This window comes from Streptomyces sp. NPDC093111 (assembly GCF_040683955.1).
Classification (GTDB): domain Bacteria; phylum Actinomycetota; class Actinomycetes; order Streptomycetales; family Streptomycetaceae; genus Streptomyces.
Genome location: NZ_JBFBNW010000008.1, coordinates 232712 through 247533, shown reverse-complemented (window position 1 = coordinate 247533; position 14822 = coordinate 232712). Strand labels below are relative to the sequence as shown.

At 73.8% G+C, this 14822-nt stretch carries 15 protein-coding genes and 1 riboswitch; of the genes, 8 read left to right on the top strand and 7 right to left on the bottom strand.

Annotated features, from left to right (window positions below; genetic code table 11):
* Nucleotide 1 precedes the first annotated feature (1 nt).
* Entirely contained in the window at nucleotides 2–889 is an 888-nt protein-coding gene (locus AB0Q96_RS16245; RefSeq protein WP_365325832.1) for a serine/arginine repetitive matrix protein 2, read from the top strand.
* Here AB0Q96_RS16245 and AB0Q96_RS16240 read toward each other — a convergent pair.
* Nucleotides 879–1604, bottom strand: coding sequence for an isocitrate lyase/phosphoenolpyruvate mutase family protein (locus AB0Q96_RS16240; protein ID WP_365325830.1), 726 nt, complete (start codon nucleotides 1602–1604; stop codon nucleotides 879–881). The two genes, AB0Q96_RS16245 and AB0Q96_RS16240, sit on opposite strands and share 11 nt — an antisense overlap.
* Nucleotides 1601–2113, bottom strand: a complete 513-nt coding sequence (locus tag AB0Q96_RS16235) for a carboxymuconolactone decarboxylase family protein (RefSeq protein WP_365325828.1) — start codon at nucleotides 2111–2113, stop codon at nucleotides 1601–1603. The genes AB0Q96_RS16240 and AB0Q96_RS16235 overlap by 4 nt, the downstream gene beginning before the upstream one ends.
* 47 nt (nucleotides 2114–2160) lie before the next feature.
* Between AB0Q96_RS16235 and AB0Q96_RS16230 the strand changes: the two genes are divergently transcribed.
* Entirely contained in the window at nucleotides 2161–3567 is a 1407-nt protein-coding gene (locus AB0Q96_RS16230) for a PLP-dependent aminotransferase family protein (RefSeq protein WP_365325826.1), read from the top strand.
* A 42-nt stretch (nucleotides 3568–3609) separates the two neighbouring features.
* Here AB0Q96_RS16230 and AB0Q96_RS16225 read toward each other — a convergent pair whose 3' ends face one another.
* Entirely contained in the window at nucleotides 3610–4449 is an 840-nt protein-coding gene (locus AB0Q96_RS16225) for a hypothetical protein (RefSeq protein ID WP_365326066.1), read from the bottom strand.
* A 111-nt stretch (nucleotides 4450–4560) separates the two neighbouring features.
* Between AB0Q96_RS16225 and AB0Q96_RS16220 the strand changes: the two genes are divergently transcribed.
* A complete protein-coding gene (locus AB0Q96_RS16220) occupies nucleotides 4561–4860 on the top strand; it encodes a hypothetical protein (protein WP_365325824.1) in 300 nt (99 codons plus the stop codon).
* 7 nt (nucleotides 4861–4867) lie between these two features.
* A complete protein-coding gene (locus tag AB0Q96_RS16215; RefSeq protein WP_365325822.1) occupies nucleotides 4868–6085 on the top strand; it encodes a glutathionylspermidine synthase family protein in 1218 nt (405 codons plus the stop codon).
* On the opposite strand, the gene AB0Q96_RS16210 is transcribed toward AB0Q96_RS16215, so the two are convergent.
* Complete coding sequence (locus tag AB0Q96_RS16210; RefSeq protein ID WP_365325820.1) at nucleotides 6070–6768, bottom strand: polysaccharide deacetylase family protein; 699 nt, start codon at nucleotides 6766–6768, stop codon at nucleotides 6070–6072. The genes AB0Q96_RS16215 and AB0Q96_RS16210 overlap by 16 nt on opposite strands.
* A 248-nt stretch (nucleotides 6769–7016) precedes the next feature.
* On the bottom strand, nucleotides 7017–8225 hold the full coding sequence (gene rocD, locus AB0Q96_RS16205) for an ornithine--oxo-acid transaminase (RefSeq protein ID WP_365325818.1): 1209 nt from the start codon (nucleotides 8223–8225) through the stop codon (nucleotides 7017–7019).
* Nucleotides 8226–8334: 109 nt separating this feature from the next.
* Nucleotides 8335–8425: riboswitch (ZMP/ZTP riboswitch) on the top strand.
* A 78-nt stretch (nucleotides 8426–8503) separates the two neighbouring features.
* On the opposite strand from rocD, the gene glyA reads away from it, so the two are divergent.
* From glyA to AB0Q96_RS16190, 3 genes are all read left to right on the top strand, one after another.
* A complete protein-coding gene (gene glyA, locus AB0Q96_RS16200) occupies nucleotides 8504–9811 on the top strand; it encodes a serine hydroxymethyltransferase (protein ID WP_365325816.1) in 1308 nt (435 codons plus the stop codon).
* Between the two features lie 207 nt (nucleotides 9812–10018).
* Nucleotides 10019–11032 carry a tryptophan--tRNA ligase gene (trpS, locus tag AB0Q96_RS16195; protein ID WP_365325814.1) on the top strand — a complete coding sequence of 338 codons (1014 nt, stop codon included), beginning with the start codon at nucleotides 10019–10021 and terminating at the stop codon, nucleotides 11030–11032.
* A 95-nt stretch (nucleotides 11033–11127) separates the two neighbouring features.
* A complete protein-coding gene (locus AB0Q96_RS16190; protein WP_365325812.1) occupies nucleotides 11128–11724 on the top strand; it encodes a 2'-5' RNA ligase family protein in 597 nt (198 codons plus the stop codon).
* A gap of 64 nt (nucleotides 11725–11788) precedes the next feature.
* Here the strand turns inward: AB0Q96_RS16190 and AB0Q96_RS16185 are convergent, their stop codons facing one another.
* A complete protein-coding gene (locus AB0Q96_RS16185; RefSeq protein WP_365326064.1) occupies nucleotides 11789–12544 on the bottom strand; it encodes a decaprenylphospho-beta-D-erythro-pentofuranosid-2-ulose 2-reductase in 756 nt (251 codons plus the stop codon).
* Nucleotides 12545–12642: 98 nt separating this feature from the next.
* The gene (locus AB0Q96_RS16180) at nucleotides 12643–13992 is read right to left on the bottom strand and encodes an FAD-binding oxidoreductase (protein WP_365326062.1); all 1350 of its coding nucleotides are present in this window, start codon (nucleotides 13990–13992) and stop codon (nucleotides 12643–12645) included.
* A gap of 275 nt (nucleotides 13993–14267) precedes the next feature.
* Here AB0Q96_RS16180 and AB0Q96_RS16175 point away from each other — a divergent pair, with 275 nt between their 5' ends.
* Nucleotides 14268–14807, top strand: coding sequence for a phosphatase PAP2 family protein (locus AB0Q96_RS16175; protein ID WP_365325810.1), 540 nt, complete (start codon nucleotides 14268–14270; stop codon nucleotides 14805–14807).
* Nucleotides 14808–14822 lie beyond the last annotated feature (15 nt).

The following is a 14822-nucleotide window of genomic DNA, read 5'->3' as shown; positions in this document are numbered from 1 at the left end:
GATGAGCGGGTACGGGGGAGAGGTGCGCTGGAACGACGAGAAGCAGAGCTGGGAGACGGTCACCGGACCCCCCGCCCCCCGGCCGTCCCCGCCCGCGGCGCAGCCGGCGCCGCTCCGGATCCAGCCCGTCCAGCCCCTGCCGGGCCAGCCGCCGCTGCCCCCGACGTACGACCCGACCGTGGGCCTCGACCCCGGTCCGGCCTCCCCGCCCGGCGCCTTCGCGCCCCCGGCGCCCGGCCGGTCGCGGAACGCGGTGGTCGCCGGGGTCGTGGTCGCGGTGCTGGCCGCCGGGGGCGTCGGCAGCTGGCTGGTGTGGGGCCGCGACGGCGACCCGAAGGGGGCGGCGGGTTCGCCGGGCACCTCGGTCAGTGCGCCCGCCGATCCGGGGCGGACCTCGGACCCGGCCTCCGCCTCGCCGTCCGACTCGCCCTCGCCGTCGGACAGTTCGGCGCCCATGGACGACATGCCGCCGCCCGGCTTCCGTGCGGTCGAGGACCCGGAGGGCTTCGTCATCGCCGTCCCCGAGGGCTGGAGCAGGACCTCCTCCAAGGAGGGCGTCTTCTACCACTCGCCCGACGGGAAGAGCCTGTTCCAGATCTTCACCCTCGCCGCCCCGGACACCACACCGTACGAATCGCTCCAGCAGACCTCCCGGACCCTCGCCGGGAACCCGGGGTACGCGGAGATCTCGCTGGAGCGGACCGGCGAGGGCGACACCGCGGAACTGGTGTACGCGTACGACCGGCAGGAGGGCCGCCGCAAGGTGGTCGACCGGGCGTTCACCGGCACCGACGGGCGCCAGCACGCGATCCTGGTCGCGGGCCCGGAGACCGACTGGCCCAAGCAGCGCGAGGACCTGACCATCGCCCTGCAGTTCTTCAGGCCGTGAGCAGCTCCGCCGCGAGCTCCTTCGTCCCGGCGAGGGTGCGAAGGAGCAGGCCCTGCCCGAAGGTGATCCGGGTGGCGCCGAGCCGGCCGAGCTCGGCGAACGACGGATCGCCGGGCCGGGCGAGGAAGTTGAGCGGCCCCTCGACCCCGGCGGCCCGCAGCCGGGGCAGGTCCTCGGCCGGGGCGAGGATCGGGAAGACGCAGTCCGCGCCCGCCGCCGTGTAGAGGCGGGCGCGCGCGGCGGCCTCGTCGAGGGTCCCGCCGTGGAGGTACGTGTCCACCCGGGCGTTCAGGAACAGCCCGGGCCCGGCCTCCGCCCGTACCTCCGCGAGCCGTTCGGCCTGTTCGCGGGGGTCGCGCGGGCCGTCCGTACGGTCGGAGTCCTCCAGGTTGAGGCCGACGGCGCCGGTCTCCAGGACCCGGGCGACCAGCTCGTTCGCGGAGAGGCCGTAGCCCCCCTCCAGGTCGGCGGTGACCGGGACGGAGACCGCCCGGACGATCCGGGTCACGGCCGCGAACATCTCGTCGGCCGGGGTCCGCCCGTCCTCGTGGCCCAGCACGGCGGCGATGCCCGCGCTCGGCGTGGCCAGGGCGGGGAACCCGGCCTCCTCGAAGACCCGCGCGGAGGCGGCGTCCCACGGCCCCGGCAGGACCAGGGGAAGCCCGCCGGCCGGGACGCCGGTGTGCAGCGCCCGCAGCTCCTCGACGCGGCTCACCGCTTGTGCGCCCCGGCGGTGTAGTGGCCCGGGGCCATGCGGGTGCTGACGCCGATCCGGTTCCAGGAGTTGATGACCGTGATGGCGCCGATGAGGTGCGCGAGCTCGGTCTCGTCGAAGTGCTCGGCGGCCCGCGCGTACACCTCGTCGGCCACGAAGCCGTCGGTGAGGACGGTGACCGCCTCGGTGAGGCCGAGGGCGGCCAGCTCGCGCTCGGTGTAGAAGTGCCGCGACTCGCGCCACGCGGAGAGCTGGACGATCCGCTGCACGGTCTCGCCGGCCGCGATCGCGTCCTTCGTGTGCATGTCGAGGCAGAAGCCGCAGTTGTTGATCTGCGAGGAGCGGATCTTGATCAGCTCGTACAGGGTGGGGTCGACGTGCTTCGCGGCGGCGATCTCCAGGCCGACCATGGCCTTGTAGAACTCCGGGTGGAGCTTGGCGAACGCGAGGCGGGGGGCGTGCTCGTGGGCGTAGGCGGTCTTCTCGGCGGGCTGTGTCGTGGTCGTCATGAGATTCACCGTACGGGCCGGATGGTGCCCGGGTATGGTCCATTTCCATGGCAAACGAGTGGGCCACTTTCGGGTCCGACCTGCATCTGGAACTGGGCGGACAGGGCCTGCGCGACGGCCTCATGCACGCGCTGCGGGAGGCGGTGCGCAGCGGGCGCCTGGAGGCGGGGGTGCGACTGCCCTCCTCCCGCTCCCTCGCGGCCGACCTGGGGGTGGCCCGCAACACCGTCGCCGACGCGTACGCGGAGCTCGTCGCGGAGGGCTGGCTGACCGCCCGGCAGGGCTCGGGCACCCGGGTGGCCCGCCGCTCGGTGCCGCGCCGCCCGGTGCAGTCCCGGGCCGCCACGGCCCTCCACTCCGCGCCCGGCAAACCCACGTACAACCTGCGCCCCGGCACCCCCGACCTCGCCTCCTTCCCGCGCGCCGACTGGCTGAAGGCCGCCCGCAAGGCACTGACGACCGCACCGAACGAGGCCTTCGGCTACGGGGACCCGCGCGGCCGGATCGAGCTGCGCACGGTGCTCGCCGAGTACCTGGCCCGGGCGCGGGGCGTGTACGCGCGGCCCGAGCGGATCGTGGTCTGCTCCGGGTTCGTGCACGGCCTGATGCTGATGGGGCAGGTGCTGAAGGCGCGGCGGGTGCGGGAGGTGGCGGTCGAGGCGTACGGGCTGGACGTCCACTGGGACATCCTGGCCGGGGCGGGCCTGCGCATCCCCGGGCTGCCCTTCGACGAGCGCGGCACCCGCACGGAGGGGCTGGCCGCGATGGCCGGGGTGGGGGCGGTCCTGATGACCCCCGCGCACCAGTTCCCCATGGGCGGCGCGCTCCAGCCGGACCGGCGGGCGGCGGCGGTCGACTGGGCGCGGGCGTCCGGGGGCCTGATCCTGGAGGACGACTACGACGGGGAGTTCCGCTACGACCGCCAGCCGGTCGGCGCCCTCCAGGGCCTCGACCCGGAGCGGGTCGTCTACCTCGGCACCGCGAGCAAGTCGCTGGCGCCGGGGCTGCGGCTGGCCTGGATGGTGCTGCCGGAGCACCTGGTCGGCGAGGTGACGGAGGCGAAGGGGGCGGTGGACTGGGTGTCGAGCGTGACGGACCAGCTGACCTTCGCGGAGTTCCTGGGCTCGGGGGCGTACGACCGGCATGTGCGCGCCATGCGGCTGCGCTACCGGCGGCGCCGCGACCAGCTCGTCGACGCGGTGGCGGCGCGGTCGCCGGGGACGCGGATCAGCGGGATCGCGGCCGGGCTGCACGCGGTCCTCGAACTCCCGCCGGGCACCGAACGCTCGGTCACCCAGGCCGCCGCCTTCCAGGGCCTCGCCCTCCAGGGCATCAACCGCTTCCGCCACCCGGACACGCCGCCGACGGCCGACGCGCTGATCGTGGGCTACGGGACACCGACGGACAGCGGGTGGACGGGAGCGCTGGAGGCGCTGTGCAGGGTGCTGCCGTAGCGCTCTACGGGTCGCACGACGGCTCACGCCACCGCTCCCGGCTCATCCCACCGCTTCGGGCGCGGCCTCCGGTGCGGCCGGGGCCTCGCCGAAGCGGGCCAGGGTGAGGGAGCCGGCGATCGCGACGGCGAAGCCGAGGACGGCGAGCCAGCCGTAGCCCTCGCGGGTCTGGTCCCCGAGCCACACGACGCCCACCAGCGCGGGCCCGATGGTCTCGCCGAGCACCAGTCCCGCCGTCGCGGTGGTCACCGACCCGCGGTGCAGCGCGGAGGTCAGCAGCAGGAACGCCGCCCCGCCGCCGACGAGCAGCGCGTACAGCGCCGGGTTGGTGAGGTCGACCGAGTCGATCAGCCGGACCGCGACCTCGACGACGCCGAAGCCGAAGCCGGCCGCGAGGCCCAGGGTGAGGGCGCGGGGCCGCTCCGGCAGCCGCCCCGCGGCCGCGCCGACGGCGAGGACGGCGAAGGCGGCGACGAGCAGCCCCCATTGGAGGGTCGCCGAGTCGGTCCCGTCGTGCCCTTCGCGCCCGGACGCGAGGGCCAGCATGGCGAGCCCGAGGCAGACCACGCCGACCGCCGTCCACTCGATCCGCCGCAGCCGTACGTTCAGCACGCGGGAGGCGATCACCGCCGTCACGGCGAGGCTGGCCGCGAGCGAGGCCCCCACCGCGTAGATCGGCAGGGTCCGCAGGGCGACGATCTGGAGGACGAAGCCGAGGCCGTCCAGGCCGAGCCCGGCCACGTACCGCCACTGGCGCAGGGCCCGCCACAGCAGCGTCACGTCGACGCCGCCGCCCGTGCCGGGCTCGGCGGCCCGGGCGCCGAGCGCCTGAAGTACCGACGCGGCCCCGAAGCAGAGCGCGGATCCGAGCGCACACACCATCCCAAGAAGCACGAAAGGGACTCTAGTGCGAGCGGGAGCGGAGGGCCGCACCGGCCGGGCCTACACTGTGCGATCGCAACAGACATCGGGGAGAGCAGGGGAGGACGGGCCATGCGCAGGCTGAGGTCGGGCACGGTGATACTCGGCGGCGTGAGCGTGCTGGCGGCGACCCTGACGGCGTGCGGTTCGGAGCCGGACCGCCGCTGCATCGACCCGGTGACGTACAAGGAGCTGCCGGACTACAAGTGCGAATCCGGCGGCGGCTCCGGCAACGGCAGCACCACGTCCACGGGCCGCTACTACTACGGCGGCGCGGTCAGCAGCGGCAAGGTGAGCGGCGGCAGCTTCGACCGGGCGGCCGTCGACTCGGGCGGCTTCGGCGGCCACCACTCCGGCTCCGGCGGCGGCTGATCCCGGCGTGGAACGCCATCGCGTCGAGCCCCGCCCCGACTGGCAGCGGACCGTCGAGGAACAGGGTCTGATCTACCCCCTGACCCGCTACCCGGACGACTCGCTCCGCCCGTACTGGGACGAGAGCGCCTACTACTCCTTCAGCCTGCCCGAGGTGGAGGCGCTGGAGGAGGTCGTCGAGGAGCTGCACGCGATGTGCCTGGCCGCGGCGGCGCACATCGTGGCGCGGGACCGGTTCGCCGAACTCGGCATCACCGACCCGCGGCTCGCCGGGCTGGTCGCCGAGTCCTGGCGCCGCCGGGCCGAACTCCCCACCATCTACGGCAGGTTCGACCTCCGCTACGACGGCACGGGCCCGGCGAAGATGCTGGAGTACAACGCCGACACCCCGACCTCCCTGGTGGAGGCGGCGAGCCCGCAGTGGTTCTGGATGGAGGAGCGCTTCCCCGGCGCCGACCAGTGGAACTCCCTCCACGAACGCCTCGTCGAGGCGTGGCGGAGCCAGGCGCACCTGCTTCCCCCGGGCAGCCCGGTGCACTTCGTGCACACCGACGGCGACGAGCTCGGCGAGGACCTGATGACGGTCGCGTACCTGCGCGAGACCGCCCAGCAGGCGGGCCTCGACACGGCGGCGCTCTCGGTCGAGCGGATCGGCTGGGACCGGATCTCGGGCCGCTTCGTCGACGACCGGCTGCGTTTCATCCGCGCCTGCTTCAAGCTCTATCCGTGGGAGTGGCTGGCCACGGACCGGTTCGGCCCGCACGTCCTCGACACGCTGGACAACGGCGGGGGCACCGGCAGCACCTGCTGGATCGAGCCGGCGTGGAAGATGCTGCTCTCCAACAAGGCCCTCCTCGCGATCCTGTGGGAGCTCCACCCGGGCCACCCCAACCTGCTGCCCGCCTACCTCGACGGCCCCCGCGAACTCGCCGCCGCCACCGGCTACGTGGCCAAGCCGCTGCTGGGCCGCGAGGGCGCCGGCGTCACCGTCCACCGGCCGGGCGAGGCGCCCGTCGTACGGGACGAACCCTGCTGCTACCAGGAGCTGGCCCCGCTGCCGGACTTCGACGGCAACCGGGTGGTGCTCGGCGCGTGGACGGTGGGCGACGCGTCGGCGGGCCTGGGAATCCGCGAGTCGTCGGGCCTGATCACGGACGAGTACGCCCGCTTCGTCCCGCACGTGATTCTTCAGGACCCCCTGACGGAGCCCTACTCGGCGACGTAGTCCCGCAACGGCGCGGGCTGGAGTCCGGCGGCGTCGGCGAGGTCCAGGGCCCGCCGCAGATCCTCCTCCAGCGTCTCGTTGAAGTGCAGCAGGATGATGTCGCCGGCCTTCAGTCGGGGGGTGGGCGGCGTCCACTGGCCCCAGGTGGTCAGGTCGTACGTCCAGGTCACGACGGCCTTGGCGCCGCAGGCGCGGGCGGTGGTCCGGGTGGTGGCGTCGTACACCCCGTACGGCGGACGCAGCAGCCGCGGCCCGTCCCCGAACTGGGCGAGGTGCTGGTCGCGCGCCCCGCAGACCTCGGCCTTCTGCCCGGCGGCGTCGAGGGTGGTGAGGTCGGGATGGTTGACGGTGTGGTTCTCGACGCGGGACCGCCCCTGGTCGAGCAGGGTGTGGAAGTAGCCGGAGTCGTACGAGTAGGCGCCCGGCAGCAGGAAGAGGGACGCGGGCACCCGCCGGTCGAGCAGCAGCTTCGCGGCGGCGGGGTCGTGGTACCAGCCGTCGTCGATGGTGATGAAGACGACGGGATCACGGGTCTCCACGTGGGAGACGACCGGGACGGGCTCGGGCCAGCCCGCGAGCGGGGCGGCCTGGGCGGGGGAGCCGCCGAGGCCGCCGAAGAGCGCGAGGGGAACGAGCGCGGCGAGCGCACCACGCAGGGCACGGCTCAGACGAGGTCTGGACATGGCGAAATCATTGGCCTAGACCAACTGGGGTGTCAATGCCGGGAGTTGCACCAAAAGGGGATCCGACGACGACGGCGGGAGGGGGCCGGGGCCGGAGGGTGGGGGTGTCCGGACGTGGCGGCGCCCGTAACGAGCGCAGCGAAGTGAAGGTCGCAGTCCGGACACCCCCACCCGGAGGCCCCGGCCCCCGGCGAACAGAGAGTCCGTCCACTCACCCCCCACCCCCCACCCCCCACCCCCCCCGCCACTCACCCCCCGGCGAGCACCTCCCGCAACTGCTGAAGCCCCCAGTCCAGATCCTCCTTGCTGATCACCAGCGGCGGAGCGATCCGAATGGTCGACCCGTGGGTGTCCTTGACGAGCACCCCCCGCCCCATCAGCCGCTCGGAGATCTCCCGCCCGGTACCCCGGGAGGCCACGATGTCGACCCCGGCCCAGAGCCCGCGCCCGCGCACCGTCTCCACCGCGCCGCCGCCCACGAGCAGCCCGAGCTCCGCGTGCAGGTGCTCGCCGAGCTCGGTGGCCCGCTGCTGGTACTCGCCGGTCTCCAGCATGGCGATGACCTCAAGGGCCACCGCGCAGGCCAGCGGGTTGCCGCCGAAGGTCGACCCGTGCTCACCCGGCCGGAACACCCCGAGCACGTCCCGGTCGGCGACGACCGCCGAGACGGGCACCACGCCGCCCCCGAGCGCCTTGCCGAGGATGTAGACGTCCGGCACGACGCCCTCGTGCTCGCACGCGAAGGTCCGCCCGGTCCGGCCGAGGCCGGACTGGATCTCGTCGGCCATGAACAGCACGTTCCGCCGGGCCGTCAGCTCCCGCACCCCGCGCAGGTACCCGGCCGGCGGGACGAGCACCCCGGCCTCGCCCTGGATCGGCTCCAGCAGGACCGCCACCGTGTTCTCGGTGACCGCCGCCTCCAGGGCGGTGAGGTCCCCGTACGGGACGATCTCGAACCCCGGCGTGTACGGCCCGAAGTGGTCCCGGGCCTCGTGGTCCGTGGAGAAGCTGACGATCGTCGTGGTGCGCCCGTGGAAGTTGTTCCCCGCGACGACGATCTTCGCGTGCCCGTCCGGCACGCCCTTCACCTCGTACCCCCACTTCCGGGCCGTCTTCACCGCCGTCTCGACGGCCTCGGCGCCGGTGTTCATCGGCAGCACCGCGTCCTTGCCGCACAGCGCGGCCAGCCGCGTGCAGAACGCGCCGAACCGGTCGTGGTGGAAGGCCCGCGAGGTGAGCGTCAACCGGTCCAGCTGCGCCCGCGCCGCGTCCAGGAGGCGTGGGTTGCCGTGCCCGAAGTTGAGGGCCGAGTACCCGGCGAGCATGTCGAGGTAGCGGCGCCCCTCGACATCGGTCAGCCACGCGCCTTCGGCGGAGGCGACGACCACGGGCAGGGGGTGGTAGTTGTGGGCGCTGTGCGCGTCCGCGGCTGCGATCTCGTCTTGCGTTCTCGACACGGGATCTCCGATCGTCCTGCGGCCAGGGGCGGGTGTGGCTCCCTTTTCTTATCGTCGCTCGCATGCCGGACGGGGAAACCTGCGCTGACGGCGCGCCCGCTAGGCTGGAAACACGCGTGGCGACTGGCGTACGGGGAAGCGACCCCGGGGGAGCCTCGCGCGGCAGACCACACGAGGTGCCGCCCGCCTGGGCATCACGGGAACCGACCGGGTCCCGTGTGGCGCCGCACGCGCGAGCCGCGACGCTCCGGGACCGTCCCCCGACCCAGGAGCGAAAGATGACCACGCCAGCCACCCCCACCCCGGCCCCCACCTCCACCTCCACCTCCTCCCGGCACCCCGCGCTGACGGCCGCCGACCCCGACCTGGCCGCCCTGGTCGGCGCGGAGGAACGCCTCCAGGCGGAGACCCTGCGCCTCATCCCGAGCGAGAACTACGTCTCCGCCGCCGTCCTGGAAGCCTCCGGGACGGTGCTGCAGAACAAGTACAGCGAGGGCTACCCGGGCCGCCGCTACTACGAGGGCCAGCAGAACATCGACCGGATCGAGACCCTGGCCGTCGACCGCGCCAAGGCCCTGTTCGGCGTGGAGCACGCGAACGTGCAGCCGTACTCGGGCTCGCCGGCGAACCTCGCCGTGTACCTGGCCTTCGCGCGGCCGGGGGACACCGTGATGGGCATGGCCCTGCCGATGGGCGGCCACCTGACCCACGGCTGGGGCGTCTCCGCGACGGGCACGTGGTTCCGGGGCGTCCAGTACGGCGTACGCCACGAGGACGGGCTGATCGACTTCGACCAGGTGCGCGAGCTCGCCCTCAAGGAGCGCCCGAAGGTGATCTTCTGCGGCGGCACGGCGCTGCCCCGCACGATCGACTTCGCGGCCTTCGGGGAGATCGCGAGGGAGGCCGGCGCGGTGCTAGTCGCGGACGTCGCCCACATCGCGGGCCTGATCGCGGGCGGCGCGCACCCGTCCCCGGTGCCGTACGCCGACGTGATCTCCACGACCACCCACAAGACCCTGCGCGGCCCGCGCGGCGCCATGCTGATGTCCCGGGAGGAGCACGCGAAGGCCCTCGACAAGGCGGTCTTCCCGGGCCTCCAGGGCGGCCCGCACAACCAGACCACCGCCGCGATCGCGGTGGCCCTGCGGGAGGCGGCCCAGCCCTCCTTCCGCACCTACGCGCACGCGGTCGTCGCCAACGCCAAGGCGCTCGCCGAGGCGCTGCTGGCCCGCGGCTTCGACCTGGTCTCGGGCGGTACGGACAACCACCTGATCCTGATGGACCTCACGCCCAAGGAGGTCCCCGGCAAGATCGCGGCGAAGGCCCTGGACCGGGCGGGCATCGTCGTGAACTACAACACCGTCCCGTACGACACGCGCAAGCCCTTCGACCCCTCCGGCATCCGCATCGGCACCCCTTCCCTCACCTCCCGCGGCCTGGACACCTCGCACATGCCGCGGATCGCGGAGTGGATCGACCGGGCCGTCACCGCGGCGGGCAAGGGCGACGAGGCCACCCTGACGTCCGTACGCGCCGAGGTCGCCGACCTGATGTCCGCGTACCCGGCCCCGGGCCTGCCGGCCTAGTCGGGCGGCCCGGCCCCGGGCCTGCCGGCCTGGTCGCGCGGCCTCGGCGCCGCGGCGGTCCCGGCACGGACCACCGGACGGCGGCCGCCCCGGAAGGGGCGGCCGCCGTCGTCGCGCTCCGCGTACGGCGCGCGACGTGTGTTCCTCGTCTCACAGGGCCCGATGCCACGTCCGGTTCCGGGTGGCGCACCTGAGAGAATGATGGGCATGGCCTCTGACAGTCCTCGTGTGCTCTCCGGAATCCAGCCCACCGCCGGCTCGTTCCACCTCGGCAACTACCTCGGCGCGGTCCGCCAGTGGGTGGCGCTGCAGGAGTCCCACGACGCCTTCTACATGGTGGTGGACCTGCACGCGATCACGGTCCCGCAGGATCCCGCCGCGCTGCGCGCCAACACCCGGCTCGCCGCCGCCCAGCTGCTCGCCGCGGGCCTGGACCCGGAGCGGTGCACGCTCTTCGTGCAGAGTCACGTGCCCGAGCACGCGCAGCTCGCCTGGGTGATGAACTGCCTCACCGGCTTCGGCGAGGCCTCCCGCATGACGCAGTTCAAGGACAAGTCCGCCAAGCAGGGCGCGGGCAACGCGAGCGTCGGCCTCTTTACGTACCCGATCCTCCAGGTCGCGGACATCCTGCTCTACCAGGCCCACCAGGTCCCGGTCGGCGAGGACCAGCGCCAGCACATCGAGCTGACCCGTGACCTCGCGGAGCGGTTCAACGGGCGCTTCGGCGAGACGTTCACGATCCCGGCGCCGTACATCCTCAAGGAGACGGCGAAGATCTACGACCTGCAGGACCCGTCGATCAAGATGAGCAAGTCGGCGTCGACGCCGAAGGGTCTGATCAACCTGCTCGACGACCCGAAGACGACGGCGAAGAAGGTCAAGAGCGCCGTCACGGACACCGACACGGTGATCCGCTTCGACCCGGAGCACAAGGCCGGCGTCTCCAACCTGCTCACCATCATGTCCGTGCTCACCTCCACGTCGGTCGCCGACCTGGAGAAGAGCTACGAGGGCAAGATGTACGGCGCCCTGAAGACCGACCTGGCCGAGGTCATGGTGGACTTCGTCACGCCGTTCCGGACCCGTACGCAGGAATACCTGGACGACCCGGAGACGCTGGACTCGGTCCTGGCCAAGGGCGCGGAGAAGGCCCGCGCCGTCGCCGCGGAGACGCTGGCGCAGGCCTACGACCGGCTGGGCTTCCTGCCCGCGAAGCACTGAGTCCTAGGACCCTGGCCACGAGGGTGGTGCAGGCCGCACACTGGCGCCTGCACCACTCGTGCACATTTGCTCGACGGACGACGGAGGAGAACGACGTGGGGACCGTAACGCTCGGCGTTTCGATCGCGGTCCCGGAGCCTCACGGCAGCCGCCTTCAGGAGCGGCGCGCGGGCTTCGGGGATCCCGCCGCGCACGGCATCCCCACCCACGTCACCCTGCTCCCGCCGACCGAGGTGGCCGAGGAGCGGCTGCCGGAGATCGCGGCGCACCTGGCCGGGATCGCGGCCGGCAGCGAGCCCTTCGCGATGCGTCTGGAGGGCACCGGGACGTTCCGCCCGCTCTCCCCGGTCGTCTTCGTCAAGCTGGTCGAGGGCACCCCGTCCTGCGACCGCCTCCAGGAGCTGGTCCGCGACGCGTCGGGCCCGGTCCCGCGCGAGCTGCAGTTCCCGTACCACCCGCACGTCACCGTCGCCCACGGCATCTCCGAGGAGGCGATGGACCGGGCGTACACGGAGCTCGCCGGCTACGCGGCGGAGTGGGTCTGCCGCTCCTTCGCGCTGTACGAGCAGGGCGCGGACGGCGTGTGGCGCAAGCTGTGCGACTACGAGTTCGGCAGCGGCCGCACGGTGTCGGCGGTCCCGTCCCAGAGCGGCAGCCCGATCGAGGCCCCGGCGGCGACCCCGGCGGTCTGATCCGGGGCGGGAGCCCGTGGCGCGGCCCGTACCGCGCCCCGGCCCCCGCCCCCCCGTATGACCGTCACACCGGCAGCCGCCGGAAGACCCCCCGCGGCACGTGCCGCAGCGCCGACATCACCACGCGCAGGCTGCCCGGCACCCACACGGTCTCCGAGCGGCGCCGCAGTCCCAGTTCGATCGCCGTCGCGACCGCCTCGGGCGTGGTCGCGAGCGGGGCCGCCGCCAGGCCCTCGGTCATCTTGGAGCGGACGAAGCCGGGGCGTACGACCATCACCTGCACCCCGGTGCCGTGCATCGCGTCCCCGAGGCCCTGCGCGAAGGCGTCGAGCCCGGCCTTGGACGAGCCGTAGATGAAGTTGGCCCGCCGGGCCCGCTCCCCGGCCACGGACGAGAGCACCACCAGCGAACCGTGTCCCTGCGCCTGGAGCGCCTGCGCGCAGACGAGGCCGGCCGAGACGGCGCCGGTGTAGTTGGTCTGGGCGACCCGTACGGCGGCCAGCGGGTCGGACTCGTCGCGCGCCTGGTCGCCGAGGACGCCGAAGGCGAGCAGCACCATGTCGATGTCGCCCTCGGTGAACAGCTTGCCGAGCCGTTCCTCGTGCGACTCGGTGTCGAGCGCGTCGAAGGGCACGGTGTGCACCACGGCGCCGAGCACGCGCAGCGAGTCCGCGGCGGCGGCGAGGGCGGGGGACGGGCGCCCGGCGAGCCAGACGACGCGGGTGCGGCGGGCGATCAGCCGGCGCGCGGTGGCCAGGCCGATCTCGGAGGTGCCGCCGAGAACGAGCAGGGACTGCGGGGCGCCGAAGGCGTCCTTCATGGCGTTCACGCTCCTCAAGGGACGAGTCGTAGGGGACGAGGACAAGAGACGAGACAGGGAAGAGCCGGGGGAAGAGCCAGGGGCGGACGGGGGCGGGGTCACAGACCCAGGCGGCGGGACAGGTCCGACACGAACACGCCCGTGGGGTCGAGCCGCGCCCGCAGCTCGCGGAAGTCGTCGAGCCTCGGGTACATCGCGGCGAGCAGCTCGGGCCGCAGCCGTGCGTCCTTGGCGAGGTAGACCCGGCCGCCCGCGCCGACGACCAGCTCGTCGAGCTCGTCGAGGAAGGCGCCGAGGCCGCTGAGCGAGGCCGGGATGTCGAGGGCCAGGGTCCAGCCGGGCAGCGGGAAGGAGAGCCAGCCGGGGTCGGACTCGCCGAAGCGTTTCAGGACGGCGAGGAAGGACGGGCAGCGGCGGCTGGCGATCCGCTGGACGACCCGGCGGAGGGTCTCCTCCTGCCCGTACCCGACGACGAACTGGTACTGCACGAAGCCGCCGCGCCCGTAGACCCGGTTCCAGTGCGGGACCCCGTCGAGGGGGTGGAAGAAGGAGGTCAGCCGCTGGAGCCGGCCGGTGGAGCGGCGGGGCGCCTTGCGGTACCAGAGCTCGTTGAAGAGGCCGACGGTGTGCCGGCCGAGCAGCCCCTCGGGGACGTACGCGGGGGCGCCGGGCAGCTGTCCGGGCCGGAAGGCGAGCGGGTCGCGGCGGGCCCGGAGCGGCAGGGCGTCGTACGGGGCGTGGTCGCCGCGGGTGAGGACGGCGCGGCCGGTCGCGGCGCCGCGGGCGAGCAGGTCGATCCAGGCGACGGAGTAGCGGTGCAGGTGGTCGGTGGCGTTCAGCCGGTCCATCAGGTCGTCGAGGTCGGTGGCGCGTTCGGTGTCGACGGCCATCAGCGAGGTCGCGACGGGCAGCAGCCGGAGCGTGACGGAGAGGATCACCCCGGTCAGGCCCATGCCGCCGGCGGTCGCGTCGAAGAGGGGCTGTCCGGGCGTGACGGTGTGCACGAGGCCGTCGGCGGTGAGCAGGTCGAGGGAGACGACGTGGCGGGAGAAGGAGCCGGAGACGTGGTGGTTCTTGCCGTGGATGTCGGCGCCGACCGCCCCGCCGACGGTGACGTAGCGGGTGCCGGGGGTGACGGGCACGAACCAGCCGAGCGGCAGCAGCACCTCCATGAGGTGGTGCAGGCTGACGCCCGCGTCGCAGACGGCCAGTCCGGCCTCGGCGTCGATGGCGCGGATCCGGGCGAGGCCGGTCATGTCGAGGACGGAGCCGCCGGCGTTCTGGGCGGCGTCGCCGTAGGCCCGGCCGAGTCCGCGGGCGATCGACCCCCGGGCGCCGCAGGCGCGGACGGCGGCGGCGGCCTCCTCGTACGTGCGGGGGCGGATGACGCGCGCGAGGGTGGGGGCGGTGCGGCCCCACCCGGTGAGGGTGTCGACATCGGCCGGGATGCCGGCGGGGACGCCGACGGGGACCGTGGGGACGTCGGCGGGGACATCGACGGCGATGCCGGTCGGGATGTCGGCGGGGATGTCGGTGGGGATGTCCGTCTCGGCAGCCATGGAGGTGACGGTATCGCCGTGAGTGTCGCTTATGCCGGGATTGGTGGGCGGTTCGTCGAAATGGGTGATTAAACGAGTGTCAGGAAAGCGTCCCGCCCCGTACGCGGCCTCCGCGCGTCAGAGTCGCCCCTGGCCGACGGCGAACCGGGGAGGCGACGAGACGCATGCGATACGGGGACTGGGCCGAGACCGACCACCGGGTCCTGGCCGCCGTACACGCGCAGGGGCGCAGGCCCGCCGTGGCCGCGGCCGCCCGCGCGCTCTCCTTCGGCGGCGAACACGGCGCGGTGTGGCTCGCCGCCGGACTCGCCGGCGCCGCCCTGGACCGGCCGCACCGCGCCGGCTGGCTGCGCGGCACGGCCCTGATCGCGGCGGCGCACCTCGCCAGCATGGGCGTCAAACGGGTCGTACGGCGCCCCAGGCCGCGCCCCGAGGAGTACCCGCCGCTCGTCCGCACCGCCGGCCGGCACTCCTTCCCCAGCTCCCACGCGGCCTCGGCCGCCGCGGCGGCCGTCGCCTTCGCCGCCCTCGGCCCGGCCACCCGCACCGTCGCCGTGCCGGCCGCCGCCGCGATGTGCCTCTCCCGCCTCGTCGCCGGCGTCCACTACCCGACCGACATCGCCGCCGGAGCCCTCCTCGGCGCCGCCACGGTGACGGTCGCCCGGACCTGGCTGACCTCCACCCCGGGAGGCCCCCGTGCCTGACCCCACCACGGCCCC

Excerpts from the sequence above, each read along its gene's own strand:
- glyA (WP_365325816.1), top strand. The coding sequence starts at position 8,504 with ATGACCACGCCAGCCACCCCCACCCCGGCCCCCACCTCCACCTCCACC.
- AB0Q96_RS16185 (WP_365326064.1), bottom strand. The coding sequence starts at position 12,544 with ATGAAGGACGCCTTCGGCGCCCCGCAGTCCCTGCTCGTTCTCGGCGGC.
- trpS (WP_365325814.1), top strand. The coding sequence starts at position 10,019 with ATGGCCTCTGACAGTCCTCGTGTGCTCTCCGGAATCCAGCCCACCGCC.
- AB0Q96_RS16210 (WP_365325820.1), bottom strand. The coding sequence starts at position 6,768 with ATGTCCAGACCTCGTCTGAGCCGTGCCCTGCGTGGTGCGCTCGCCGCG.
- AB0Q96_RS16225 (WP_365326066.1), bottom strand. The coding sequence starts at position 4,449 with ATGGTGTGTGCGCTCGGATCCGCGCTCTGCTTCGGGGCCGCGTCGGTA.
- AB0Q96_RS16230 (WP_365325826.1), top strand. The coding sequence starts at position 2,161 with ATGGCAAACGAGTGGGCCACTTTCGGGTCCGACCTGCATCTGGAACTG.
- AB0Q96_RS16235 (WP_365325828.1), bottom strand. The coding sequence starts at position 2,113 with ATGACGACCACGACACAGCCCGCCGAGAAGACCGCCTACGCCCACGAG.
- AB0Q96_RS16220 (WP_365325824.1), top strand. The coding sequence starts at position 4,561 with ATGCGCAGGCTGAGGTCGGGCACGGTGATACTCGGCGGCGTGAGCGTG.
- AB0Q96_RS16175 (WP_365325810.1), top strand. The coding sequence starts at position 14,268 with ATGCGATACGGGGACTGGGCCGAGACCGACCACCGGGTCCTGGCCGCC.
- AB0Q96_RS16245 (WP_365325832.1), top strand. The coding sequence starts at position 2 with ATGAGCGGGTACGGGGGAGAGGTGCGCTGGAACGACGAGAAGCAGAGC.